This is a genomic window from Chryseobacterium sp. CH21, assembly GCF_004119445.1.
Taxonomy (GTDB): Bacteria; Bacteroidota; Bacteroidia; order Flavobacteriales; family Weeksellaceae; genus Chryseobacterium.
The window spans coordinates 69,929-95,719 of sequence record NZ_QICI01000101.1 but is presented as its reverse complement, the minus strand read 5'-3'; the positions used below and the strand labels follow the sequence as shown (position 1 = coordinate 95,719).

Here is a 25,791-nt window from a genome sequence, read left to right as displayed (position 1 = left end):
TAAGACTCTCGTAAATAAGTTTAGATTCCTACGGAATGACATAATAGAAATAATGGTATAGCTGTACATTAATTATTGCATAAGAATTATAGATGTAAAAACTTCAGACTGATTACTGAACCCACACAACCAGAAACTCGTAACTTTAAAACCCGAACCCCGGAACTCATCATTCATCATTAATTCCCCTTCCCTAGCCCTGATAGAAATGGTTACCCCGCAGTATGGGTGGGAGCGGGAGAGAGTTTGGATGTGGGAGCGCAATGAGCGAGGAGTATGAATGGATAGCAGGATAAAGCTCCTGAGAATGTTGGAGAGTCTGAGAGTTCGAGAGTGAGAGGGTTTGGGTACGGGAGCGTGCTGGTACGAGGAGTATGAATGGATAGCAGGATAAAGCTCCAAAAAAACTGGAGAATTGGAGCGTGAGAGAACCTGAGAGTTGGAGGGTTGGAGAGGAAGATGGGAAATATGAGTTCCTGATGGGTTTTGAGGATAAGATAAAGCTAAAAGAAACGCTTGACCAACATCTTGTACGTATAGTATCCCAATAGACATCCGACAGTATCTGCTACGATATCCAATGTTTCCATGGATCTACCTAATCCCATTTCTTCCTGCAGAATTTCTGTAAGGAATGCATAGATTAGGATGATCTGAAAGAAGTATGAGAATTTTATTCTGGGAAATGCGGCAATGAAAGAAAAACCCAAGGCTGCAAATATACTTAAATGCAGTACTTTGTCGATACCGCTGAACATAAACCAGTATTCCTGGTTTTCTTCTCCGGGCTTGAGAAGCATATAAGTAAGAAATGCCCAATAAATGGGCAATATCTTACTAAATATTTTTGAAATCTTATCCAATGATTGCTTTGTAATCATCTGCAGAAAGTAACTCAGACTGATCTGCTCCATCAGCAATTTCCAATTTAATGATCCATCCATCTCCATAAGGATCTGTATTTAACAATTCTGGCTGGCTTTCTAATTCTTCATTAAATGCAATAACCTTTCCTGCGATAGGTAAGAATAGATCAGAAACGGTCTTTACTGCTTCTACACTTCCAAAAACATCTCCTCCATTTAGATCATCATCTACAGTATCTACATCTACATATACGATGTCTCCAAGTTCTCCCTGAGCGAAGTCTGTAATACCGATTGTAGCAACGTTACCTTCGATCTTGATCCATTCGTGATCTTTCGTGTACTTTAATTCTGATGGTGTGTTCATTTTTTAATTTTTATTTTGTACAAATGTATTCAAAAATATACTAGCTTCAAATATTGGATATAAAAAAAGTCCTCCAAAACTGAAGGACTTTTAAGTTTGTATTATTTTTAGAATCCGCCTCCGGATTCTCCGAATGTAAATGTGGCGGAGATACCTGCTCTGATCGTAGACAGTGGGAATGCTGTGGAGATCTTATATTTTGAGGTCATCTGTTCGTAGAATACTCTCAGGTTAAGATTCTCGGAAACATTATAGTCTGCGGAAAGTTTGATATTCATCAGTCTTTGCCCTCCTGTCACCTGTGCATCATTTAGAAGAATATTCATAATGGAGGTTTTGCTGTCTCTTAATGAGATATCTCCTCTGATGTTAAGATCACTTCCTTTTCCTCTTGTTCCTCTTCCTCTGATATTAGCAGTTCCTAATCTGAAGTTTCTTACAATGTATCCAAGTCTTACTACATATTCTGTATTGGCATCTTCGGTAAGCGTTTGATTTACCAATCCCAATACCATCATTCTTGTTTTATTATACTGTATCCCAAACTGCATATTGTTTCTCATGGTAACATCTATTCCGATAAGTGGTGAGAAGGATTCTACATATCCTACCTGTGCAAATGTATATGGATTGATCTTATCTCCTGCATTTTTGATAACGTTACCCGCATCATCTACAGTTTGATAATATCCCCCCGGATTGCCATGATAATCTACATTACTCTGGATTCCTGTAGCAGTATAGGTTGCTGTATATCCATGCAGGATATCAAACTTCGTGAACTGTCCGCTAATGATCGGGATATTTTTTAATCCTGAATAGGTAATTCTCCAGTTTGGTAATGGGAAGCCTGATTTTTTAGGATTACCCATTGGTGTCACAGATTTTCCTTCCATAGCTGCTCTAAAGGCTGGAATCAATACATAAGCGTTTCCTATACTGTAATGCTGAGCAAATCCATTGTTATCCAGTGCTCCTGTACCTCCAAGTTGTTGTGACAGTGCTCTTGCATTTTCTCTGATGGCCTGATAAACCGCCTGCCCATCTTTGAATGAAGTACTAAGAAGCATTGTTGTGTTGGAATATGTTGTCAATTCGCTGGCAAATGTAAAGTCAGGATCCGGAACTCCGTTATTGGTATAGTTGAATCCTGTATGTGAGAAGTTACTGTTAAAAGTATGCAGCACATTTAAATCAATCCTTAAATCATTCATTGGCATTACCTGTAAGTCTGCTCTCAATTCTTTGGTAGACATTCTTACATATGGATCTGTCATATAGTTGGAGCCACTTACCCATCCGTTTTCCATTACTGTTCTTCTGATGTCTGCCTGTGATCCAAAAAGGAATCCAATTGTTGGTCCTCCCAATGTTTGTCCGGATCCATACCAGTTTGGAGCAGATAATAATCCTGGAAGTACAGTACCATTATTTTCGGTGTAGCTTACATTCAACTGTTTGAAAGAAGTAAGGAAGAAGGCAGCACTTTGAAGTGGGGTAAGTCTGTTTTTAAACTTATACTTCTTGTATCTGTATCTATTCTTCTCCCACTGCTTCGTATACACATTGTTCAGAGAGTCCATCTCCTGTCTGCGTTTCTGAAGCTTGGCATTTATATTTTTAAAATAATTAAACTGTCCAAAGAACTTAGGAAGATCTGCTGAAGCTGTTGCCTGTATCACATTTGTATTCTGACCAACAGATCCTAAACTTTGCTGCTGATTGGTCTGAGGATCTACAAATCCTAACAAAGAGGTAGACCTTGCAGCCCAGTTATACGTAAATCCATATCCTATTTCGGCATCAATGAAATCCAGGTAAGGCAGATACTGGAACGGCAGTTTATAATTCAACTGTGCTCTGTGGTTATACAATACAGGTCTACCAGCTCTGAATACATTCCCAAAAATCGACTTGTTGTCCATTGAGTTTACATCCAGATTATCATTCAAAGTTCTGGTTGCTGAATTGATTTCCAGTTTTAATGATTTCGTGAAATTGAATCCTAACCCATACTGCCATCCAAAAAGAAGTTTCTGTTTCTGATGGCATCAAAATTATTATTCATATCTCCGTTCAGGATCGCTTCTACATTTCTGAACTCAAGTTCATTGTAGTTTCTGTCGATTTCAGTTCTGAAAGATATCCTTGTAGGGATCGGATTAAAGTTGAATTCCTTAACCCATCTCAGATACTTGGTAGATTTCGCAGTATCGCTGATCATTTTATTGAAAGGCTTAATTACCCACGGTTTAAACGTGTAGTTGTAATCAATATATCCTCTCAGATATTGTCTGTAATTTTTCTTGGTATAGATATCTCTGAAATAGTCATCGTTATAAACAGCCGTTACCGAAACGTTTTCAATGTCATAAAACTTAGGCTTTTTATTTGGGTTTACTCTTTCTTTATGCATATTAACGACTCCTATACTTCTCTGCTGAGTGTAGGTTCTCGCTACTTTTTTCAACTGATCTTTATTCGGTGCCTTATTGAATTCCACGTCGGTATCCAAAGGATTATATTTTGGATCTTCGATAGTCTGCGAATAAGAATAGTTTAAAGGAATCTTCACTCCTGTTTTTTCCGGAAGGAATTTGTCTAAATTAACGGCAGTATTAATACTGAATGCTGATTGGGTAGACTGTATTCTTTCTGCCGGTTTGGAATCAATATTTCCGAAACCAACTGAAGTATAAGAAGCATTGGCATTTACAGTTGCCAGGTCTCCCATATTGAAGTTTAAACTGGCATTTCCTGCATACCCTCCATCATTCTCAATTTCAGAAAGGCGGATTTCGTTTACCCATAATATTCTGGTTATTCCGGCACCTCCTCTTACATCAGCATTTCTTACCCCAATCATAATAGTGGTAATATTTCCTAAGCTTGGCCTACCTTTAATATAAATATTTTTGAAAGGTTCCTGGTATGCAGGATCCATTGTTCTATTGGTAATTGCTACTCCCGATTTATCTCTTCTGATCTTAGCATCTACAAAATTTTGAACGTCAAAATCAACTTCATTTTCCAATGGCCAGATTTCCATAGGAGCTGTTGCCGTTGTTGGAGTCATTTTTAATGATGATTCATATTCGTAGTAGTTGTCAGTAGCATCGCTTCCGAAACGGATAAAGAATTTGGTTTTCTCATCCATTCCTATTACTCTGTTCAATGGATCGTGAGCGTGTACAAATAACTTCAGCTTTTTGTATCTTCTCATGTCCAACGTTGTATTTTTGAATACCCCTCTTGCTTCTGATTTAAGATCAGTTACTTTCATGTAAAGTGAAGCTTCATTTTGTCTTTGAGCTCCTGCATTTCCACTCAATACCTGTCTGTCAATTCCCGGAGGCAATACATATGGAGGCTGGTTCAATGCATTTTCTTCAATATTTACACTTCCTACTTCAAAGTTTGGATCTGTCACAGCACCTATTCCTTCTTCTGGTGCAGAAACCACTGTACTGGCAATTTTACTATCATACTTTCTCCAGTCTGATCTTACAAGATCCATTGTTCCGAATCTTAAAGTAGAGGTCTGATCAAATCCTGCCAGCATTAATCTTGCAAATCTTACATTGTTCAATACTGAAGGGTCATGTGATCCTTCCTGTGGATCATACTTAGATACCGGTATTCTGAATAAATACCATTTTACATCTGAAGTCTGCCCATTCTGGAATGATGCTTTTACCGTTTTAACATCTACGATATTATTATCCCCCCCAAGTGTCAAGCTAGGTTGGTCAAGCTTAATAACATACTGGTTATAGTTCTCTGTCTGATCAAGGTTATAATCTTTGTTGATATCTTCAGCATCCGGAGTTTGAGAAGCTACGTTCAGAGAGTTCGCTTCTGAGTTTCCTTCCGGGTTTCTGAAATATTTATAACGCTCCACCACTGACGACGCCTGGGTTCCTGTAAATTTATCCGAAAGATAGAATACGAAGTCATCCACTGCAGGGTCAGCAATATTGGTGACCGGATTTACAAATGTATTTCCGAATCTCATGGCTTCCTGATCAGAAGTAAGACCATCATATCCTGCATCCTGTACTCTTCTCTCATCTCCTTCTGTAGAGAAGGCGTATAAGATTGGTGGTTGTTTTGGCTGTACTCCCCAGTTTGAATTCGTAGTAGATGATGGTGTACCAGGAGTTGGAAGTCCGTTTTCGTATTGCATTTTCCCGTCCTTCAGAACATCTTCTGAAACGTTTCCTAAATGAAGTAAAAGTCTTGGATCAGTTCCCAGAGTTTTACCATCTGCATAAGGATCCATCATCCAGAATTCAACGTATTCAATATTGGAAGTAACGAAGTTCGGAACACTGATTGATCTCATAATTCCTCCCCATCTGCTTTGCGCCTGCTCTGTTACTGGATTTACGTTGTATGGTCCTTTTTCTTTAGGGAAATAAGAGATATCGAAAGTATTGGTGAAAGTTTGTTCTCCTGCTACGAAATCTCTGTTGTTATAAATCTCCGAATATTGTACTCTTCTTGAAGCGTGATTGGATACAGACTGAGGTGTAATTCCTGAAGGAGCTTTTCCTCCAACACCCCAGAATCTAGGGTCAATATTATACCAGGTTAATAGTCCTCTTCCATATCCGCTTGTTAAGTCGTCATTGCCAGGTATTGTATTAAATGGTGGCAATTTATTCTTTTCGGGTTTTGAAGCTAAGCTCCATGCTGCCGGTTCTTTTAATGATATCTTAGAAGTTGTCTGTTCAAAATCATCAATATAAGACTGGTTATTAGTTCCTTTATTCAGCCCTGGCATCAGATATGCAGCTTCCATCTTGAAGTTTAAGTTGGATGGAGCTTCGGTTTTTACCATCGGAAGTTTATTGGTCAGTCTTGTCAGATAAGGAGCCTGATTGTTGTACATCAAGTTGATCCCTGCCATGGTATTGTTTACCGCTTCCTGCCCGAAATTTACTTTTTGGGTAAGCGGAGATTCTGAGTAATTGATTACCGTTCCTCCTAAGATAAAGTTCTCACTAAATCTTCTTTCTAAATTTAATCCTAAGAATCTTTTTCTTTGGGTATTAAATGTCAACTGGTTTTCTAATGAAATATTGATTGCTTGCCCGGACTGTTTTACATTTTCATTGATAATGGTAACCGTACCAAGCATATAGTCTACCGTATAGTCTACTCCTTCTGTAAGCTGTACTCCATTTGCTGCTACTTTTACTGATCCCTGAGGAACGTTTACCGCTCCTAAAGATATACCTTGACCCTGAACTCCTTTGTAACGGCCTTCAAGGGTATATCTTTGAGAAAGGTTACTGGCGGACGCTTGTTGTTTTTGTTTGGTATAAAGATCCTGAAACACATATTGAGGATCACTGGTTCCTAATTTGGATTCCAGATATTTACCGAAAGGTTGCGCTTTGGTAAAAATCACTCTTCCTGTTTCAGGTCTGATGGTAATCCCATTGACAAAGTCGAAAATACCATCTCCTTTACTTCCATCTTTATTATTCTGGATATCGCCGTTCATATTAAGACGGTCCCAATTGAATAATTTCAGTAAATTCTGATCTTTTACAGGAGTATCCGGAAGGTAGTTTACCTTACCTCCTGTTTTTGGATCTCTGTAATATACGTTGAGAATAAAGCCATCCTGAGCAACCTGTCCTGCGTCTATAGAATAGATATTCTTCATCATCAAATCCCACATCGGAGATTGGGTATTCACCTTATTATTTACTCTCAGTACTTTGGTGATCAACACCGGGCTTTCTTCAGAGAACTCCCCTACTTTGTAAATTTTATTGCTTCCGTTAACAGTATATGAATAGGAAACAGCTAAAAGCTGCTGGTCATTAAGCTTTTGATTTAATGAAATATATCCTAACTGCGGCTGGTAGGTAAATTCATTAGAATTCAGTTTTCTCGCTTTTGTAGCAAGAATAAATTCTTCCCCGTTATTGTAAGGAGTAGATGTTCCCGGGAAGACATGCCCTTGAAAAAGAGCATTGTAATTTTTTCCTGCTTCTCTTGAACCTGCTACTGCGGACACATCATCATATAAACCGTTCAGGGAGTTATCTGGTAAAGTAAATCCACCTGCAGCTTCTCCAAGGTCTCTGATCCCGATAATACTTTTCTGATAAGCCAGGTTACTGTTCCCTTGATCCAATACCCAGACTTCCATTCTGGTAATATTGATTGTTGAGTTGATCTGTGGATAATTAAGCAATGCATCATCATATTTGTTCAGGAAATAATGTCCTAAAAAGAAGTGCTGGTTTTCTTCATAGTCAATGGCATTGACTTTAAAGTTGTTCATAACCCCACCACCCTGTACTACAATATTACGAGCCTCTCCTTGTTGCTGGGAAAGAACTACTGTTCCAAATGTTTTTCCTAACTGGAATTCGGTTTTCACCCCGAACAATGATTGTGAACCACGGATCAGACTCGTTGAAAGTGGCATATTTACGTTACCGAATTCAACTCTTTTGATGATTTTATCTTCTCCTCCTTCGTTAGGTTTATCTACATTTCCAAGACCTTTGCTTTGAAGATCTTTCCAGCTTCCTTTTGCCTGCCAAACGAGGTTCATTCTGTTTTCAAAGGCAAAACCACTCTGGGTGTCATAATTGGCCTTTAACTGAAGGTTTTCTCCTACCTTACCTAATAATCCCAACTGAATTCTCTGATCAATATCAAAGGTAAAACTGGTCCTGTTTTGTGGCAGGATCATCGGGTTATCAATTTTTTGGTAAAGTCCGGCAAAATCCAGGGATGCATATCCTGAAGGAATGATCTCAATTTTATTACCTCCGAAAATGGTTTCGAAAAGCTTGTTATTGATCATCACCGAAGGAATAAGTCCTTTTCTCCTTGCATCTGATTTATCCTTTCTGAAAAGAAGGTTGTATTTATCAGACTTCTCCTTGTAGTAAGCTTTAGTCTGGGTAGCAAGCATGTATTGTTTATACTCTTCCGGAGACATGGCTGTAGGAGGACCTGTGATGGTATTTCCGATTTTGGGATACACGTAGTACATCCCGGTTTTTATGTCGTAATAGGCTTCGTACCTCGTAGGGTCGGCCACTTCATATTGTTTTCTTATGATCGCCGTATCTCTCTGTACTTGTGCAAAAGCACCGACAGACATAAACAGGAACGACAGGAACAAAAATATGTTAAGATGCTTAATATTCGCCACCAAATGTTAAATGTTTTTTAAAATTTGTTTAACCAATTCTTCAACCGAGATGCTTGGATTTTGTTTTATTATTCTATCGGCAATCTTCTCGCTGGTACGTTTAGGAATTCCTAAAACTTCTAATGCAGATAACGATTCTTCCTTGATTTTATTATCTGCCAACACAGAAATATTCACATTCGGATCACTGTATTTCTGCACTTTATCTTTAAGATCAACGATAATTCTTTCAGCAGTTTTTGCACCGATTCCTTTTGCTTTTTGAATCAATGCACTGTTACCGGAAAGTATTGCTGATGCTATTTCGTCAAGGCTTAATGTAGACAGCAGGATAAGTGCGGAAACGGCACCCACTCCATTAACGCTTATTAACAAATTAAACATTTCTTTTTCCGAACGACTGTTAAAGCCGAACAAAAGATGAGCATCTTCACGGATAATCTGCTGAATAAATAAAACAGTTTGTTGATTTAAAGTAAGTGTTTGTGAGGTCATTAAGCTGATCCCCACATAGTAGCCAACGCCTTGTACATTGATTACTGCATAGGTAGGTGTAAGTTCTTGAACAGTACCTTGTAAAGAAAATATCATTATTAATTTTTGAAACTCCCCAAATATAAAAATTTAACCTCCAAATACAGCATTAAAGGTTAAAATAAATTGTTTTTAACGACTATGGATATTTAATCGCTTCTGACAATTCTATAGGATTATTGTTTTTTTTCAGGGAAGTTTGTATATTTTTTGTCATTTCCCTAAAATTGGGTTCTATCTCATTTCCCTTTTCATCCTTGAATTTTGCTCTCACATTTCCAGAGGTCATCTCACGAAACGGATCATTATAATAGTCCAGCATTAGCTTTTTAAGATTATTCCTTGAAACATTTACCAGCTTAAAGCCCAAGCTCACAAAGTTCATTTTTTGAAAATCTTTTTTCAACCCTGAAAAGGAGAATTTATAGGAATGACTTTTATCCTCCATTTCCACAATCAAACCTGGCAATCCTTTGAAAATATAGGGACCTTCCTGCATGGGAATATCCTGTGTAAACCAAGCTTCCCAAATTCTTCCTTTATAGCTTAATGTTGCTTTCTGACAGTTATAACCATATTTTTTAGCAACCTCTTTTTCTATTTTCCAGTCTAACTGTATAGATTCTGTCAGTTTATATACATCGGCTGACATATAGTAATACTTTGAGATTCTATCCTGCTTATCTTTTACTGCATCAAAAACATAGTCTCCCACGGCAAAACCATGAAAACCAATACTTCTCAGGGAATCTACCTGATATTGTTTTTCCGTGCAAAATCTGGATTCTCCATCCTGGACGAGAAGTACCATTTTTTGGATACTGTTTCAGTACTTAAAGAGTCTTCTTTATAGACAAGATTATAATCTATTCTCATATTCTGAGAATAAAAATTTTGTACGAATGAGAAAAGCAGAATGGCTATGAACGTTTTCAATTGCATATATCAGATTATTAGTTTTGTTTTTTTATATCCCCTACTTTCAGTAAGAGTATATAACTATATATTGACCTCAAAGGTAATAAAAACATTATTAGTAGTACCAGCTGCTATAAGAATGAACAGATATACAAACAAAAAAAAGCATCTTTTACAAAATGCTTTTTTAAATATATACAGTAAATAAATTACTTTTTCTCTCTTCTTTGCGCATCAAGAACGGCAATGGTAGCAAGGTTTACAATTTCATCTACGCTTGAACGCATCTGAAGTACATGTACCGGCTGCTTTAATCCCATCAATATTGGTCCGATAACCTGTGCTACTTTCATTCCTCTCAGAATTTTGTAAGAAAGGTTTGCACTTTCAAGATTCGGGAAGATGAACGTATTCGCCGGCGTTGTTCCTAATTTTGAGAAAGGATAATCGCTAAGATGATCTGCATTCATTGCAAAGTCCGGCTGAATTTCACCATCCACAATCATTTTAGGGAATTTCTCATGAAGGATGCTTACTGCTTTTGCTACTTTTTTAGAAGTGTCAGAAATTGCCGCAAAGTTTTCAAATCCAAGCATTGCAATTCTTGGTTCGATGGCGAAAGATTTCACTGTAAATTCTGCCATTTTAGCAATGTTCACAAGATCTTCTGCTGTAGGGTTTTGATTGATGGATGTATCTGCGAAGAAAATAGGTTTCTTTTCAGACAGGATCATCATCATTGCTGCTACTTTGTCTACTCCTTTATCTTTTTCAATCACTTCTAAAACAGGACGTAAAACTGAAGTATAGTTTTTGGAGAATCCTACGATAAGGCCGTCAGTATCTCCATGTTTCAGCATCAAAGGTCCGAAATAGTCTCTCTGACGTACATATCTTTTCGCTTTGTACTCGTTCATTCCTTTTCTCTGGCGAAGTTTCCAAAGGGTTTCTCTGTATTTTTTTCTGTTTTCTTTCTGGTCATCATCACTTGGATCAATGATTGGAACATCCAGGGTAATTCCGTAACGCTCCATCTGCTCCTTGATGTATTTTTTATCACCTAAAAGACTTGGGTAAGCAATTCCTTCTTCATAAAGAATCTGGGCAGCTTTCAATACATTATATTCTTCAGCATTTCCAAGGGTGATTCTTTTCGGATTGGATTTCGCACGGCTCTGCATCATTCTTACCAATCTCTCATCTCTTCCCATTCTGTCTAACAGCTGGTGCTCATACTCTTCAAAATCTGTAATAGCTTTTCTTGCAACGCCACTTTCAATAGCTGCTTTTGCTACAGCGCTTGATACTTTAGTGATCAATCTGTTATCGAATGGTTTTGGAATAAAATATTCTCTTCCGAACTGAAGATTCTGAACGTTATATGCTAAAATTACAGCTTCTGGTACCGGCTCTTTTGCCAAATCAGCAATTGCATGTACGGCTGCCAGTTTCATTTCTTCATTAATTCCTGTAGCCTGTACATCTAATGCTCCACGGAAGATATAAGGGAATCCTAATACATTGTTTACCTGGTTAGGATAATCACTTCTTCCTGTTGCCATGATGACATCTTTACGGGTATCAAGAGCAAGGTCGTAAGCAATTTCCGGATCAGGGTTGGCTAAAGCGAATACGATTGGGTTTTCGTTCATGCTCAAAAGCATTTCCGGAGTCATTACGTTTCCTTTTGACAATCCTACAAAAACATCGGATCCTTTTACCGCATCTTCTAATGTTTCGATATCTGTTTCAACGATGAAATCCAGTTTTTCAGGAGTAAGGTTTTCTCTTTTATGATTGATAACTCCCTTACTGTCACACATCAGGACATTTTCTTTTTTCAATCCTAATGAAATATAAAGCTTGGTACATGCAATAGCTGCTGCACCTGCTCCGTTCACCACCATTTTCACTTTATCAATATCTTTATTGGCAATCTGCAGAGAGTTGATCAATGCTGCTGCGGAGATAATTGCAGTTCCGTGCTGGTCATCGTGCATCAAAGGAATATTCAATTCCTCTTTCAGTTTTTGTTCTATATAAAAAGCTTCAGGCGCTTTAATATCTTCCAGATTGATTCCTCCGAAAGTAGGAGCAATACCTTTTACAATTTCAATAAATTTATCCGGATCTTTTTCATCGATCTCAATATCAAATACATTGATATCTGCAAAGATTTTGAACAAAAGTCCTTTTCCCTCCATTACCGGCTTTGAAGCTTCAGCACCGATGTCTCCCAGTCCAAGTACGGCAGTACCGTTAGAAATTACTGCTACCAGGTTTCCTTTTCCTGTATAATCATATACAGTTTCAGGTTTATCATGAATTTCCATACAAGGAACCGCTACTCCCGGAGAATAAGCCAGCGAAAGGTCTCTTTGAGAAGAGTGTGGCTTTGATGGGATCACTTCAATTTTTCCTTTGGGTTCTGCTTTATGATAATCTAGCGCGGCCTGGCTAAAGTTCTTTTCGTCACGATTGTTGTTACTTGACATAAAATTTTGTTTTTTGTTAAAGTATATATTTAATGTGGTAATCTACTAAGCTTTCAATTGGTTTCTGAACTACATGTCCCACATTTAAATTAAATTCTGCAGCTACTGAGCGCAGTACGTTTTCATAATAATAAGCGATAGATCCGATAAAATTGATTTCAGCATCTTTAGCTTCTTCATAAGGGAGTACCTGGTATTCAAAGAAGTTTTTCATTTCTTCAAAAACCATATCCCTGAAGTAAGGATGATCTTTTCTTTCGATCACAAATTTGGTGAAGTCGGCCAAATAAGCATTTGGTCTTGGGGTATGATACATATTTTGCAATGCATCTTCTACGGTAAGCTTATAGTTTGCTTTAAATTCGGTATGAAGATCTGAAGGCAGTTTTTTCATGAAATATCTGCGCAGCAATTGTTTTCCGATAGCGCTGCCACTTCCTTCGTCCCCAATAAGGAATCCTAATGAGGGTAATTCTATTTTTAGATTTTCACCGTCGAAATAACAAGAATTTGATCCTGTGCCAAGAATGCACACGATAGCAGGCTTTCCGGTGTATGCTGCATAGGCTGCAGCCATCAGATCTTCCCTCACAATAAATTCTGCTTTTACAAAAACCTTCTTCAACTCTTCTTCAATGGTTTCACAATTTTTCTTCACTCCGCATCCGGAACCATAAAAAAAGACTTTGGTAATTGAATTTTTAACGGACATCAGATTGCTATTTTTCTGTACCTCAGGAGCGATAAGTTCTCTGTTGATAAAATTCGGATTGAAACCGATTGTTTCTGTTTTCAGAAAAACCTTCTTAAAGTCATCAAGTATTACCCAATCCGATTTAGTAGAACCACTATCTACAATAGCAACCATATTTTAGATTTTAATTTAAGGGTGCTAAATTAGGAATTTATCTTCAATTAGCATTTAAAAACAATCTGGAAGCTGTTTAAAATCATTAATGTTTAATTTGTGTTTTTTTTTCGTTGAATTGTATCAGCCAATCTTCTATTTCATCTTCCAGATAGGAAGTCTGTAATACCATAGCATTGATAAAATCATCAGGCACAGGTTCTCCTTTGGAGTTTTCAAGATTCCACAATTCGTTTGACATATTTTCATATTCAGAATACACTCTTTTGAAGCGGGAATTTTCTTTCTCAAGAGCCTCAATATTTTTCTGTTGAAGCTGGAATTTTCTGTATTTGTTTTGACTTTTCATACAAATATTATTAATAATTGGGTCATAAAATGTTGGAGTATATGCTCTTAATCGTGCACTACAAGATAGAAAAAACCATCAACACAAGAAGTTGAAAATGAATTTATTATCAGGTCATTATTACATCATTCTGAATATTAAAATTAGAAATAATTTTTATTAAAAAAATATTTTAACAACTTTTTTCACTGTTTAACATATAGTTATAAATTTGCATATTCATATTGTGAAGTTCTGTAATTATTGACATTTTAAAATCATTATTACCAGAAGGGATTCACTAAAGTGTTTATCTGCTGAGACATCAATCATATTTGCAGGTAATACAATATGGAGAAAGATTTTAGTTTTATATTCATTAAATGAAAGAAATACTCTTACGCCAGAAACAGGTTTTGTTCTTCATCATTGCAGGAGGACTGAGTGCCATTGTAGAAATAGGCAGTTTCAAAATATTCAGTACCTATCTTCCGCATTTCTTTGTAAAGGAAACCAACTTCTATGGTATACATTACCCTTTAAGTAACATTTTTTCTACCAGTTGTGGGATTATCACCAATTATTTTCTGAGCATCTGGTTTGTGTTTGAAAGAGGAAAGCATTCCAAGAGAAAAGAGTTTGCTTATTTTATGGTCGTATCTTTCTTTTCCACATTACTCAGCTTAGGTTTTTTCCAAATCTTCTACAGTTTCATATTTAAAGATAATATCAATTTATTTTTTTATACCTTGAGCCCGGAAATGATCAGCAAAATTGCAGCAATATTGCTGGTTTCCATTCTGAATTATTCGATAAAGAAGAAAGTAATTTTTAACGGTTAAGCTGTGACAAAAATTTTAAATTATCTCTGGAGATTCTGGCTGCTATTGTTGGCATTTTTTCTGACAGTGAGTATTGGAATCCCGGTCTATATTTTATCCTTTAATAAAAAGCATTATAAGTACGGCTATAAACTTGTAAGACTCTGGTGTTTCGGGATGTTTTACGGAATGGGCTTCAGATATGACCTGATTAAACTTTCAGAACAGGAAAAGGATAAGAATACACCATATGTCTTTATCTCCAATCACACTTCCATCATGGATATTATGCTTGTCTGCATTCTGTCTCCACATCATCCGATATGTTTTGTAGGAAAAAAAGAGCTGGTAAAGATCCCTATTTTTGGGACCATATATAAAAGGATCTGTGTCATGGTAGACAGAGCAAGTGCCAAAAGCCGGGCAGATGTATACCGCAGATGTGCAGAGAAGATGGAAGAAGGTAATACCATTGCCATTTTTCCTGAAGGTGGTGTTCCCGACGACACCTCTATTATCCTGGATGATTTCAAGGACGGTGCATTTATGCTGTCATCGAAACATCATTCTCCTATAGCTGTTTATACCTTTGTGGGACTTAAGGAAATGTTCCCTTTTGAAAATTCAAAAGGCTATCCTGGAAGAGTAAAGGTATACTTCAACGGAATCATTGAGCCTACAGATTCGCCAAAAGACTTAAAAGCAGAGGCTTATGAGACAATAAAAAAAACCTTAATCAGGTATTCCGTTGAAAGGAAATAGTTATATTTGTTTGTGAAATCTATAATAAATATGTCAAATTATTCTAAACAAACCAATTGGGCCCAATTCATTCCGTTGGTTACTGTATTCTTCTTTTGGGGATTTGTAGCCGCCAGTAATGATATTCTGATCCCTGTTTTTCAAAAAGCCTTCAATCTATCCCAAACTGAAAGTATGCTGGTACAGATATGCTTTTATGTAGCGTATACGGTAGGTTCTTTAATTTATATGCTTGTATCAAAGAGCCTCAAACAGGATTTGATCAATAAAATCGGGTACAAAAACGGTCTTATTGTGGGACTTCTTATTTCCGCAATGGGAACTTTATTGTTTTATCCAGCTGCCAATATGCATTCTTTCCCTCTAATGATCTCCGGATTATTTATTGTAGGTTTAGGATTCTCTCTTCAGCAGATTGTTGCCAACCCGCTCGCTATTGAAGTAGGTCCTACAGAAACAGGATCTCAGCGATTAACAATGGCTGGAGGTATCAACAATTTAGGAACTACCATAGGACCGCTTATTGTTGCATTTGCTATTTTTGGCTCTGCCAGCGCTGGTAATACGGAAGCGAGTATAGAAAGTGTAAAAACACCTTACCTTATATTAGGAGCTGCTTTCGCTCTTGTAGCTTTAATGCTTAAATTCTCATCTCTTCCTGCTGTAACTCCCACTAATACGGAGAATACAGATGACAAAATTCCGGGAGAGCATAGAACATCAGCATTTCAGTATCCTCAATTGGTCATGGGAATGATCGCGATCTTCGTGTATGTAGGAGTAGAAGTTTCTACAGCGAGTAACCTTCCTGCTTATATGGAAAAGAATTTAGGGTTTGAAACAAAAGATGTAGCACCTTATATTTCTTTATACTGGGCTTCATTAATGATTGGCCGTTGGACAGGTGCTGTAGAAGCATTTGACGTTAACGCAGGTTTCAAAAAGATCTTAAGATTCTTAGCTCCTTATCTTGCATTCGGTGTATTTTTATTGGTAAACGCCATTGCTAAGCATGATCTTTCTCCATTCTATGTATATGGATTCATTATTATTGCGATGATCATCTGTGATATCTTAAGTAAAGGAAACCCAGCAAGAATGCTTCTGATCTTCTCTGTAGCGGGGATTACAGCTTTATTGGTAGGAATGTTCACGACCGGAATGGTATCTGTATATGCATTTACCAGTGTAGGTCTTTTCTGCTCAACGTTATGGCCATGTATCTTTGCATTGGCAATCAACGGGCTTGGAAAGCACACCAACCAGGGTTCAGGATACCTTATCATGATGATTATGGGGGGAGGTATCGTAAGCTTTATACAGGGGTATATTGCAGATATCACGAATATTCATTTCAGTTATATAGTAGGGGTCGTTTGTTTTGCTTATCTTGCATTCTATGCGATCCGTGTAACTGGAATTCTAAAAGCTCAGGGCATTGATCTTGATAAAATATCTAAAGGCAGTGGTCATTAATATAACAAAAACAATATATAAGAAGAAAAGGTTTTGGGCAGGTGTATTACTTGCCCAATTTCTTTTGTTCTATGTCTTCTCAAAATCCAGGATGTTGATTTCTTTTTTTGAGCGCTTTTTTGAAGTTCAAAAAGAATACACCAGATGTTGTTCAGCTGGGTTCCGTTTTCTGTGGGAGATCTTATGTATATTGCACTCGGAGCTCTTCTTTTGTATTATGCAATTGCTTTATTCAGAAAAGAAAAAAGAAATCATTCTTTGATCAGAATCCTGATGATCATCAATATTTTTTATTTTATTTATCAGGTATTTTGGGGAATGCTGTATTTCCAGACTCCCATTATTAAAAAACTTTCCAGCCAGGAGGAACCCGATATGAATAAGGCAAAAAAATTAGCCCTTGCCTATCTCGAAAAATGTAAGCAAACCAGACAGTCTGTTCATGAGGATAAAAATGGAGTTTTTATCATCACCAACCTTACGGATATACAAAAGGAAATCCTGCACCAACAGACCAAACTACCTTCTTATATTTCAGGTAAAAAAGCACCTGAGATTCTGGATATCAAACCCAGTTTGTTCAAAAATGTAATGAGTTTTACAGGGATTTTGGGATATTATAATCCTTTTACCGCAGAAGCTCAGTATAACTCTGAACTGCCTCATACATTCATACCTTTTACCACCGCCCATGAAAGCTCCCATCAGCTTGGTTTTGCCCGCGAACAGGAAGCTAATTTTGTGGGGTATTTAATAGGAATTCATTCCAATAATCTGGAGTTGAGATATAGCACTGAGTTTTTTACTTTAAAAAGCCTTTTAAGATTCATCGTGGAGGAAGATCCCGAATTTGTAAAGAATATTCTTCATCATTATTCTCCTGCTATGAAAAGAGATCGGGCTTACGAAAAGAGCTTCGTTTTCAATCATCAGGGCTGGCTGGATGATTTCTTTGGATTTACCAATAATCTGTTCCTGAAAAGCAATCAGCAAGAAGGCTCTGTTACCTATTCTTACTTTATTGATCTGCTCTTAAATTATGAGAATATATAAAAAAGAATCGTATCAGGCGATACGATTCTAAAAACACAAATGATGAAAAAAAATTTATTACCTTGACTTGTTCCCTCATTCAAGGCGATTTAAAAGTACGACATATTTTATAAATACAAAAACATTTCCATCCTTTTTTAAAACTTTAAGAAAACTTTATGATTTTTTATGTTTTTTTGAGTTCATATCCCAACTTCACAAATCACAACTAACTTCCCTATTTAATATAAAAACATCGTTTAAATAACGCATAACCTATTAAATATTCACAAAACTAAACAATTGTTTAAATAGATAATATTCTATTTTCCCGCTTTTTTCACCATTTTAAAAATAGGAGTTATCTACTCTATTTCATGAAATATCTCTACAATTTGATCTTCAAAATTTAAAAGATTTTGTAATCGAAAAAACTTAGCACTTTTTATTTTATTTATTCATTTAAAATAAAAATTTCCATAGAACAGCCAATCCCCGTTTTATCCTGATGAGTTTTGGAATTTTGTTTTCTTATTGCTAATTCAAAAGAAAATTATACATCTTGAGGGACACCTAAACCCATGCAAAAACCAACAGAATTTGATTAAAAGACACACTTTACAAACTATTTTTAAATTTACATTCTACAGAATAAAATATTGAAAGTCAAACCAGATCTATCAACAACCGTCTATATCTCACTAATAAAAGAAAAAAATTTTTGTTTATTTAAAACATCTGTGTATTTTAGATAAAAATATTAATATGATTTTTGACAAACTAATTAACCACTTAAAACTCGATAAACAGGAATTTATTTTCCAGTTCAACTCACATCCCAATTACCCATCTGCATTGGCTTTCAGTGACACCCTTAACTTTATGGGGGTAAAAAATGACGCATATGAACTAGACAAAGAATATTGGGACGAACTTCCGGAAGAATTTATCGCGATTGTTGAGAACTCATTCTCACTTGTAAAAAAGGCAGGAAACAATTATTCAGTATATTCAGAAAAAGCAAAAACCTTCGGTAAAGAGGAACTTTATACCAAGTCAACAGATTTTGTCCTTCTATTTGAAAAAACGGAAAATGTAGAAAATAAACTGGCTTTCAATTTCAAACCCGTCCTTTACATCATTTTTGCAGCTGTACTTGCTTATTCATTGACAAGCCAAAGTATTTATGAGGCCATTTTCAATCTTCTTTCTTTGGCTGGTGTCTATATTTCACTGGAAATTTTCAATCAGAAATTCGGAAATACATCTACAGTAATCGGTAGTATATGTGGCGGCGGTGGTGCTGCGGCAAGCCAAACTGCAAACTCATGTGATAAAATTATAAAACAGGATAAAACCAGTATTTTAGGGTTGAAATTTGCAGATTTTTCTCTGATTTATTTTGCCGGACTTGCCATATTAGGTCTGTTCTTACCAGCAACAGCCTATATTGTAAAAGGATTTACCTTCGTTTCTGTACTGGCTATAGGTTATTCTCTATACATTCAGGCTTTTGTAGAAAAGACATTTTGTAGAGTATGTCTTTTGATTATTTCAATTCTTGTGGGACAATTGGTAATCAGCAGCCTATTCTTCCAAAATCTTTCTTTCAGTGTAGGAACTCTTCTACTGACTGTTATTCTATGGGCACTTGTTTTCTCTGCAATTATTTATTTCAATACATTGCTTGAGCAAAAAGAATCTCTTCAGAAATCGAATGCAAAAAATCTTAGATTCAAAAGAAACTATGAGCTTTTCAAAAATCAGATGGAGCAGAATCAAAAAATTGAATTTCAAGATACAGAAACTTTTGCTGTGGGGAAAAGAGATGCAAAACTTCGTATTTCTATTGTTTCTAATCCATATTGCGGTTTCTGTAAAGATGCCCATAAACTGGCGGAAGGCCTTCTTGAGAAATATCCGGATGCTATTTCTTTGCAAATGAGATTCAATTACAGTCCTGAAAGAGCTCCTGAGAAATATACACAGCTTATTTCAGATCTTACTCACATTTATCACAACAAACCTGAAAAAGAATTTTTACATGCCGTAGAAGAATGGTTTGAAACGAAGGACGAAAGCAAGATTAATGCTCTTTCCGGAGGAACCGTGACATCAGAAAATCTGAATCCTTTGGTGGAAATGTCTAAGGAGAATAGTAATGCGGGATTAAGCTTTACTCCCATCTTTATTATCAACGGATATCAGTTCCCTGACAAGTACGATCGTGAAGATATTTTATTCTTTATTGATGAATTAATAGAGGATGATGAGATTTAGTAAATAAATCTTACCTATTCGAAAATTTCACTATCTTAGGAAAAACAAAATAACCATCTGAAAAGATGCAAGAGAGCAGAAAAACAGTGATAAATGGGACTATTTTTAGTCTCTGTTTCATTGAATTATAATTGAATTAAAGCAAAAAATGTCGTCATCCCTTGACGGCATTTTATAATGAGTAGTAGTTTTGAAAAAAAATTTCCATTTTATAAGCAGCCAGACACTAAAGATTGCGGTCCTACATGTCTTAGGATCGTAAGTAAGTATTACGGTAAAAGTATATCCCTGCAGCAGATTCGTAACCTTTCCGAAACAACCCGTGAAGGAAGCAGCCTTCTTGGGCTAAGCGATGCGGCAGAAAACCTTGGATTCCGGTCAATGGGTGTCCAAATCGATTTCAATACCCTTAAAGAAGAGGTTTCTTTTCCATGTGTTGCACACTGGAATAAAAATCACTTTGTTGTTGTTTACAAAATTGATAAAAACAACAAAGTATACATTTCAGATCCCAGTTACGGATTGATCACCTATACCCGCGAAGAATTCATCAAATCATGGATCGGAGAAAATGCCAACGAAAATACAGAAGAAGGAATTGTCCTGATTCTTGAAACAACTCCTGCATTTTTCCAGACAGAATTTGATGCTGAAGAAAGTAAAGCCAGCTTTACTTTTCTTTCCAAATACCTTTTTAAATACAAAACACTTGTTATTCAGTTAGCCATAGGGCTTTTGGGAGGAAGCTTACTATCCCTGATATTCCCGTTTCTTACGCAAAGTATTGTAGACGTTGGGATACAGAACCAGGACATTAATTTTATCTATGTAGTTTTACTTGCACAGATTATGCTTTTCCTGGGAAGAATGGGAATCGAAACCATCCGAAGCTGGATTCTCCTTCACCTTTCGGCAAGAATTAATATTTCAATTATCTCTGATTTCTTTATCAAACTCATGAAGCTTCCGATAAGTTTCTTTGATACAAGAATGACAGGAGATATTATGCAAAGGATTAATGACCACCACAGAATAGAACAGCTTCTTACAAGCTCCTCATTAAATACCCTGTTCTCACTGGTGAACCTTATCATTTTCAGTATTGTTTTGCTGTTTTATGATTACAGGCTTTTTATTGTTTACCTTGTTGGAGCTGTATTGTATATCGGGTGGATCAGTTTCTTCCTGAAAAAAAGGAAAGAGCTTGACTACAAAAGATTCTCACAGGTCTCTCAGGAGCAAAGTAAAGTAATTGAGCTTATCAACGGCATGCAGGAAATTAAAATGCATAATGCCGAAAAACAAAAAAGATGGGACTGGGAATTTCTTCAGGTAAAACTGTTTAAAATCAGAATAAAATCTCTTTCATTAGAACAATGGCAGTCTGTAGGAGGTAACTTTATCAATCAGATGAAAGATATCCTGGTGAGTTTCCTTTCGGCAAAGCTTGTTTTAAGTGGGAATCTTACTTTAGGGATGATGCTTTCGGTTCAGTATATTATCGGACAGCTGAACAGCCCTCTCCTACAGCTTATCGACTTTATCAAACAGACTCAGGATGCTAAAATTTCCCTTGAAAGATTAGGTGAGATCCATGATAAAGATGATGAAGAAGACAAAAATGAGCAGTATGTGACGGATGTTCCAAAAAGAGATATAGAAATCAAAGATATGTCATTCAGATATATTGGTTCTGATGTTCCTGTTTTTGAGAACCTGAGCCTTACGATTCCTTATCAGCAGACTACAGCAATTGTAGGAGCAAGCGGAAGCGGTAAAACAACCTTACTGAAATTATTGATGAAGTTTTATGATCCTGATCAGGGAGAGATCAGAATCGGGAATACCAATATGAAAAATATTTCTCCAAGATACTGGAGGGATCATTGTGGAGTGGTAATGCAGGAAGGGTATGTCTTCAACGACACTATTGCTAATAACATTGCTGTAGGTGAAGATCATATCGACAAACAAAAACTGAGACGTGCTGTAGAAATAGCCAATATCAAAGAATTTATTGAAAGTCTTCCATTAAGCTACAATACAAAGATCGGTAATGAGGGTGTCGGAGTCAGTGGTGGTCAGAAGCAGAGACTTTTCATTGCAAGAGCCGTTTACAAATCTCCTGAGTATATTCTTTTTGATGAAGCCACATCAGCACTGGATGCTAATAATGAAAAAGTGATCATGGAAAACCTTGAGCAATTCTTTAAAGGTAAAACGGCTGTAGTGATTGCCCATAGACTTTCCACAGTAAGACACGCTGATAAAATAATCGTACTGGATCATGGAAGAGTGGTAGAGGAAGGAAGCCATGCTGAGCTGGTAGATTTAAGAGGAGAATATTACAGGCTTGTAAGAAATCAGCTTGAATTAGGAAGCTAATCAACATATAGCGGTATCCGAAAAGCTTATAGAGTAAGAAAAATAAAAACTAATATTTATCATGAAAAATCTAAAAAAACTTTCGAGAAAAGATTTGACATTTGTCAGCGGAGGTGTAGTTATTCCAGACAGAAACTGTTGTGGATCCTGGTGTCTTGGCAGTTGGGTGCCGTGTCGTATGAATCACTTTGCATGCCCACCAGACGCAGACACTTCAGCCCCTGAATGGTATGATGGCAACTGTCCGTTTATTTAAATTATATTCCCCCTGAAATATTGGGGGAAACTTTACTACAGAACAATGAAAGAAGACGTTTTAGACAATATTGAACTCCGCTCAGAGAGTGTACAGGATATTCTTACCCAGCCGCCACATTGGATGATCCGCTGGGGAAATACGGTGATATTCGTTATCCTCCTGCTGATTCTCTTCATGAGCTACATTATAAAATATCCGGAATTTGTACCGGCTCCTATTATTGTGACCTCCCAGAATCCTCCGGAGAAGATCGAAGCCAGAACCAGTTCGAAAATTGAAAAAATATTCATAAAAGACCATCAGGAAGTTAAAAAGAATGATGTACTTATGGTGATGCAGTCTGCTGCCAACTATAAGGATATTTTAGAACTAAAAAAACTGGTAGATTCCATTACTCCTGATAAGTTATATACCTTCCCTCTTGCCCAGGCTTCAAGATTTAAATTGGGGGAACTGCAGGGAGAATACAACAGTTTCGCAAAAGCATTTCAGGATGAAGCCCTTTTCACAAGATTACAACCTTACGCTCCGGAAAATCTGGCTGCCAATCAGAGCATTTCTGAATACAAGGTAAGAATAGCTACTTTAAAACAACAAAAAAATCTGGAATCAATCAAATATGATTTGACCAGAAAAAACTTCAACAGATCTCAGGAACTCTTCAATCAAGGGGTTATTTCAGCTATGGAACTTGAGAATGAAAAGATCAAATATCTTCAGGCTCAGCAAAACCTTGAAAACCTTAAAATCTCCATTTCACAAATGGATGAAGGGATCTCCAATCTTAATAAAACCAAAAGTGGAACCGCCATTAATACAGAAAAAGACAGAATTACATACTCTTCACAAACCTTACAGCTTCTTGAGCAATTAAGAAAATCGTTAAAACAATGGGAGCTGAATTATCTTGTTATTTCATCTACGGATGGTGTTGCCAGTTTCCAACAGTTTTTTGGCGAAAATCAGTTCGTAAAGGTAGGTGAACCTATCCTTTCTATTCTTCCGAAAAACAAAGAGCAGTTGGTGGGCAGAATGTCTGTTCCAACCACAAACTCCGGAAAGATCATTCCGGGTGAAAAAGTATTGATCAAATTAGACAATTACCGATTCCAGGAATATGGTATCATTGAAGGAAAAGTACAGAATATATCTTTGATTCCTGATGATAAAGGAAATTATTATGTAGATGTGATTTTACCGAAAGGATTAAAAACAAGCTACAACAAAAAGCTTACATTTGATAAGGAGCTTAGAGGTAGCGCAGAAATTGTAACACAAGATCTGCGACTGATTGAAAGATTCTTCTATCAGATCAGAAAATTACTTGGGTATCAGGTTTAATAATATACCTGTACAAAAAACAAAAAGCCGTTTTACAGATTGTAAGACGGCTTTTTTATAAATATGTTCCAACAACAATGCTTCAAAATTTTATTGTAAATACAAAAAGATTATTTTTTTCCAATTAACCTCCTATTATAGGTGTTTTCACAACGGAACTGGTATTTGGCCTTAAAATAATAAATCTCCCAAAAAAGGACTATAAAAAAGGCTATACAGAGGGATCCGTAACATCTCTCTATTATCTCAAAGTAAAAAGGATGAAGTAAGATTGAAATAAGATCAATATTCCCTTAATCCTCTATTGGAATACGATTATTTATAAAGATGAAAAAACAGCGTCGTGATTTTCATAAAAAGAAAAACCGCAATCATTAAATCAATGATTGCGGTTTATTGTAGCGAAGACGGGAATTGAACCCGTGACCTCAGGGTTATGAATCCTGCGCTCTAACCAACTGAGCTACCTCGCCGTTTTGGTGGTGCAAATATAGAAAATATTTCTTTACCTCCAAAATTATTTTAACTTAAAATATTCCAAAACATCGCCAACATGATCTGGTTTACTGATAATCTTATTGTTAGCATCTAAAATAAAATACGTAGGAGTTGCATGAATATTATAAGTATCGGTATAACTACTGTTCCATCCTCTTAATTCGGAATCATTCACCCAAGGAAAAGCAGCAATCTTTTTAGAATAAGAATCTTTGTCTACATCTAAAGACAATCCCACAATCTGGATATTTTTTGATTTCAGATCATTGTATTTCTCCAGAAGTTTCGGCAATTCACTTTCACAATGGGAACATGTAGATGACCAGAATACAATAACCTTTTTATCTGCCTTTACATCGTATAGTGATTTCGCAGTAGTATTAACAGGTGACTGGAACTTATAATTAGGAAAAGCAGCGCCCATTTCAATATTTGCATTTGATTTCAAGGTAGATGCAAGCCTGTCTGTGATGGTACACTTAAGATTCTTAGCAAGGGATAAATACTTGCTCTTATATTCATCCATCTGATACACATCAAAAATATCAATCAGTTCTGACAATACAGTCTGTCCTCTTGGAGTTTCTACTTTTAAACGGTCTAACAATGCATCAACAGATTTTGTAACATTTGTATTACCTCCAGAGTTCAGATAAGCTACCAATACAGGTCTCAATAATGATGAACTCTCTAGCATATCCCCTGACTTATCCAAAAAGTTGATAATCTCCTCCTGGCTTACTTTTTTGGTTGAATCCTGGGAGTTAGAAAGAAACTTGCTGTAATTGGTATTATAATAAGCTATAAACGGATGCTGAGCAGCGTCAATAGAACCTGAAGTACCGGAAAGTCTGTCAATCTCAGTTCGCAGAGCTTTTCCAAAGTCTGTATTATCTTTATAATATTCTTTGATCTGTGCTAAAGCCGGCAAAATAAGCTCTTTTTTTGTGAGCCTTCCTGCTGTTTACTCATCAGATTATTGGCTTCATCCAGATAAATAACATCTTTTACCTTATTATTCTGGATATCCAGTTTAAAGTTGACATTTTTATTTTCAGAAATAAAGCTTACTGTGTTATTAGAACCTGGGAAGTAAACTTTCATCATTCCCATATAATTACCTGGATATTTAAACGTCCATGCATTATTCTTACTTTGTTCTTTAGTAACAATAATATCTTTCGAGCCGTTTAGTGTATATAGAATAGCGTCTTTGTCTTTAAAATCTGCAGGAGTCTGAATCGTAATTGTAAACTGAGCCTGCAGAGCAAATGCAGCCAAAACTGCAGATAGTGTGTAAATCTTTTTCATAGAGTAAAAATAAAAAAACTCTCTGACTAATCAGAGAGTTTAATATTATTTTAATAAAATT

16 protein-coding genes, 1 tRNA gene and 1 pseudogene are annotated in these 25,791 nt (G+C 36.4%); 7 read left to right on the top strand and 11 right to left on the bottom strand.

Going from position 1 to position 25,791, the window contains the following annotated elements; all coding sequences use genetic code 11:
• Positions 1 to 503: 503 nt before the first annotated feature.
• The 8 genes and pseudogenes from BOQ62_RS21100 to BOQ62_RS21065 form a co-directional block, all read right to left on the bottom strand.
• Positions 504 to 830: a VanZ family protein gene (locus tag BOQ62_RS21100; protein ID WP_410494232.1), complete on the bottom strand. Its 327-nt coding sequence runs from the start codon at positions 828 to 830 to the stop codon at positions 504 to 506.
• Between the two features lie 25 nt (positions 831 to 855).
• A complete protein-coding gene (gene gcvH / locus BOQ62_RS21095) occupies positions 856 to 1,233 on the bottom strand; it encodes a glycine cleavage system protein GcvH (RefSeq protein WP_129042322.1) in 378 nt (125 codons plus the stop codon).
• Positions 1,234 to 1,340: 107 nt separating this feature from the next.
• A pseudogene (sprA, locus tag BOQ62_RS21090) lies at positions 1,341 to 8,371 on the bottom strand (cell surface protein SprA).
• A gap of 57 nt (positions 8,372 to 8,428) precedes the next feature.
• On the bottom strand, positions 8,429 to 9,013 hold the full coding sequence (gene ruvA / locus BOQ62_RS21085) for a Holliday junction branch migration protein RuvA (protein ID WP_129042321.1): 585 nt from the start codon (positions 9,011 to 9,013) through the stop codon (positions 8,429 to 8,431).
• A gap of 82 nt (positions 9,014 to 9,095) precedes the next feature.
• A complete protein-coding gene (locus BOQ62_RS21080) occupies positions 9,096 to 9,767 on the bottom strand; it encodes a GLPGLI family protein (RefSeq protein WP_129042320.1) in 672 nt (223 codons plus the stop codon).
• A 316-nt stretch (positions 9,768 to 10,083) separates the two neighbouring features.
• Positions 10,084 to 12,369: an NADP-dependent malic enzyme gene (locus BOQ62_RS21075; protein ID WP_129042319.1), complete on the bottom strand. Its 2,286-nt coding sequence runs from the start codon at positions 12,367 to 12,369 to the stop codon at positions 10,084 to 10,086.
• Positions 12,370 to 12,385: 16 nt separating this feature from the next.
• Entirely contained in the window at positions 12,386 to 13,237 is an 852-nt protein-coding gene (locus BOQ62_RS21070; protein WP_129042318.1) for a BadF/BadG/BcrA/BcrD ATPase family protein, read from the bottom strand.
• 85 nt (positions 13,238 to 13,322) lie between these two features.
• On the bottom strand, positions 13,323 to 13,586 hold the full coding sequence (locus BOQ62_RS21065; protein WP_089696488.1) for a hypothetical protein: 264 nt from the start codon (positions 13,584 to 13,586) through the stop codon (positions 13,323 to 13,325).
• Between the two features lie 362 nt (positions 13,587 to 13,948).
• On the opposite strand from BOQ62_RS21065, the gene BOQ62_RS21060 reads away from it, so the two are divergent.
• The 7 genes from BOQ62_RS21060 to BOQ62_RS21030 all read left to right on the top strand — a co-directional run bounded on the left by BOQ62_RS21060 (position 13,949) and on the right by BOQ62_RS21030 (position 23,921).
• Positions 13,949 to 14,407 (top strand): GtrA family protein, encoded by a 459-nt coding sequence (locus tag BOQ62_RS21060; RefSeq protein WP_129042317.1) that lies wholly within the window; start codon positions 13,949 to 13,951, stop codon positions 14,405 to 14,407.
• A 3-nt stretch (positions 14,408 to 14,410) separates the two neighbouring features.
• Positions 14,411 to 15,148, top strand: coding sequence for a lysophospholipid acyltransferase family protein (locus tag BOQ62_RS21055; protein ID WP_129042316.1), 738 nt, complete (start codon positions 14,411 to 14,413; stop codon positions 15,146 to 15,148).
• A gap of 30 nt (positions 15,149 to 15,178) precedes the next feature.
• Positions 15,179 to 16,624 carry an MFS transporter gene (locus tag BOQ62_RS21050; protein ID WP_129042315.1) on the top strand — a complete coding sequence of 482 codons (1,446 nt, stop codon included), beginning with the start codon at positions 15,179 to 15,181 and terminating at the stop codon, positions 16,622 to 16,624.
• A 144-nt stretch (positions 16,625 to 16,768) separates the two neighbouring features.
• Complete coding sequence (locus BOQ62_RS21045) at positions 16,769 to 17,677, top strand: DUF3810 domain-containing protein (protein ID WP_228414434.1); 909 nt, start codon at positions 16,769 to 16,771, stop codon at positions 17,675 to 17,677.
• 744 nt (positions 17,678 to 18,421) lie between these two features.
• Complete coding sequence (locus BOQ62_RS21040; protein ID WP_129042314.1) at positions 18,422 to 19,936, top strand: thioredoxin domain-containing protein; 1,515 nt, start codon at positions 18,422 to 18,424, stop codon at positions 19,934 to 19,936.
• Between the two features lie 177 nt (positions 19,937 to 20,113).
• Positions 20,114 to 22,321 carry a peptidase domain-containing ABC transporter gene (locus BOQ62_RS21035; RefSeq protein WP_129042313.1) on the top strand — a complete coding sequence of 736 codons (2,208 nt, stop codon included), beginning with the start codon at positions 20,114 to 20,116 and terminating at the stop codon, positions 22,319 to 22,321.
• 301 nt (positions 22,322 to 22,622) lie between these two features.
• Positions 22,623 to 23,921 (top strand): HlyD family secretion protein, encoded by a 1,299-nt coding sequence (locus BOQ62_RS21030; protein WP_129042312.1) that lies wholly within the window; start codon positions 22,623 to 22,625, stop codon positions 23,919 to 23,921.
• A gap of 399 nt (positions 23,922 to 24,320) precedes the next feature.
• Here the strand turns inward: BOQ62_RS21030 and BOQ62_RS21025 are convergent.
• The 3 genes from BOQ62_RS21025 to BOQ62_RS23710 form a co-directional block, all read right to left on the bottom strand.
• Positions 24,321 to 24,394, bottom strand: a tRNA-Met gene (locus BOQ62_RS21025).
• A gap of 44 nt (positions 24,395 to 24,438) precedes the next feature.
• Positions 24,439 to 25,350 carry a TlpA family protein disulfide reductase gene (locus tag BOQ62_RS21020; RefSeq protein WP_228414432.1) on the bottom strand — a complete coding sequence of 304 codons (912 nt, stop codon included), beginning with the start codon at positions 25,348 to 25,350 and terminating at the stop codon, positions 24,439 to 24,441.
• A complete protein-coding gene (locus BOQ62_RS23710; RefSeq protein WP_228414430.1) occupies positions 25,338 to 25,730 on the bottom strand; it encodes a hypothetical protein in 393 nt (130 codons plus the stop codon). Before BOQ62_RS23710 ends, BOQ62_RS21020 begins: the two co-directional genes overlap by 13 nt.
• Positions 25,731 to 25,791: the final 61 nt, after the last annotated feature.

Bases quoted from the DNA above. Each gene is read 5' to 3' on its own strand.
- BOQ62_RS21075 (WP_129042319.1), bottom strand. From the start codon at position 12,369: ATGTCAAGTAACAACAATCGTGACGAAAAGAACTTTAGCCAGGCCGCG.
- BOQ62_RS21065 (WP_089696488.1), bottom strand. From the start codon at position 13,586: ATGAAAAGTCAAAACAAATACAGAAAATTCCAGCTTCAACAGAAAAAT.
- BOQ62_RS21060 (WP_129042317.1), top strand. From the start codon at position 13,949: ATGAAAGAAATACTCTTACGCCAGAAACAGGTTTTGTTCTTCATCATT.
- BOQ62_RS21080 (WP_129042320.1), bottom strand. From the start codon at position 9,767: ATGGTACTTCTCGTCCAGGATGGAGAATCCAGATTTTGCACGGAAAAA.
- BOQ62_RS23710 (WP_228414430.1), bottom strand. From the start codon at position 25,730: ATGAAAAAGATTTACACACTATCTGCAGTTTTGGCTGCATTTGCTCTG.
- ruvA (WP_129042321.1), bottom strand. From the start codon at position 9,013: ATGATATTTTCTTTACAAGGTACTGTTCAAGAACTTACACCTACCTAT.
- gcvH (WP_129042322.1), bottom strand. From the start codon at position 1,233: ATGAACACACCATCAGAATTAAAGTACACGAAAGATCACGAATGGATC.
- BOQ62_RS21070 (WP_129042318.1), bottom strand. From the start codon at position 13,237: ATGGTTGCTATTGTAGATAGTGGTTCTACTAAATCGGATTGGGTAATA.
- BOQ62_RS21045 (WP_228414434.1), top strand. From the start codon at position 16,769: ATGTTGTTCAGCTGGGTTCCGTTTTCTGTGGGAGATCTTATGTATATT.
- BOQ62_RS21030 (WP_129042312.1), top strand. From the start codon at position 22,623: ATGAAAGAAGACGTTTTAGACAATATTGAACTCCGCTCAGAGAGTGTA.
- BOQ62_RS21040 (WP_129042314.1), top strand. From the start codon at position 18,422: ATGATTTTTGACAAACTAATTAACCACTTAAAACTCGATAAACAGGAA.
- BOQ62_RS21035 (WP_129042313.1), top strand. From the start codon at position 20,114: ATGAGTAGTAGTTTTGAAAAAAAATTTCCATTTTATAAGCAGCCAGAC.
- BOQ62_RS21050 (WP_129042315.1), top strand. From the start codon at position 15,179: ATGTCAAATTATTCTAAACAAACCAATTGGGCCCAATTCATTCCGTTG.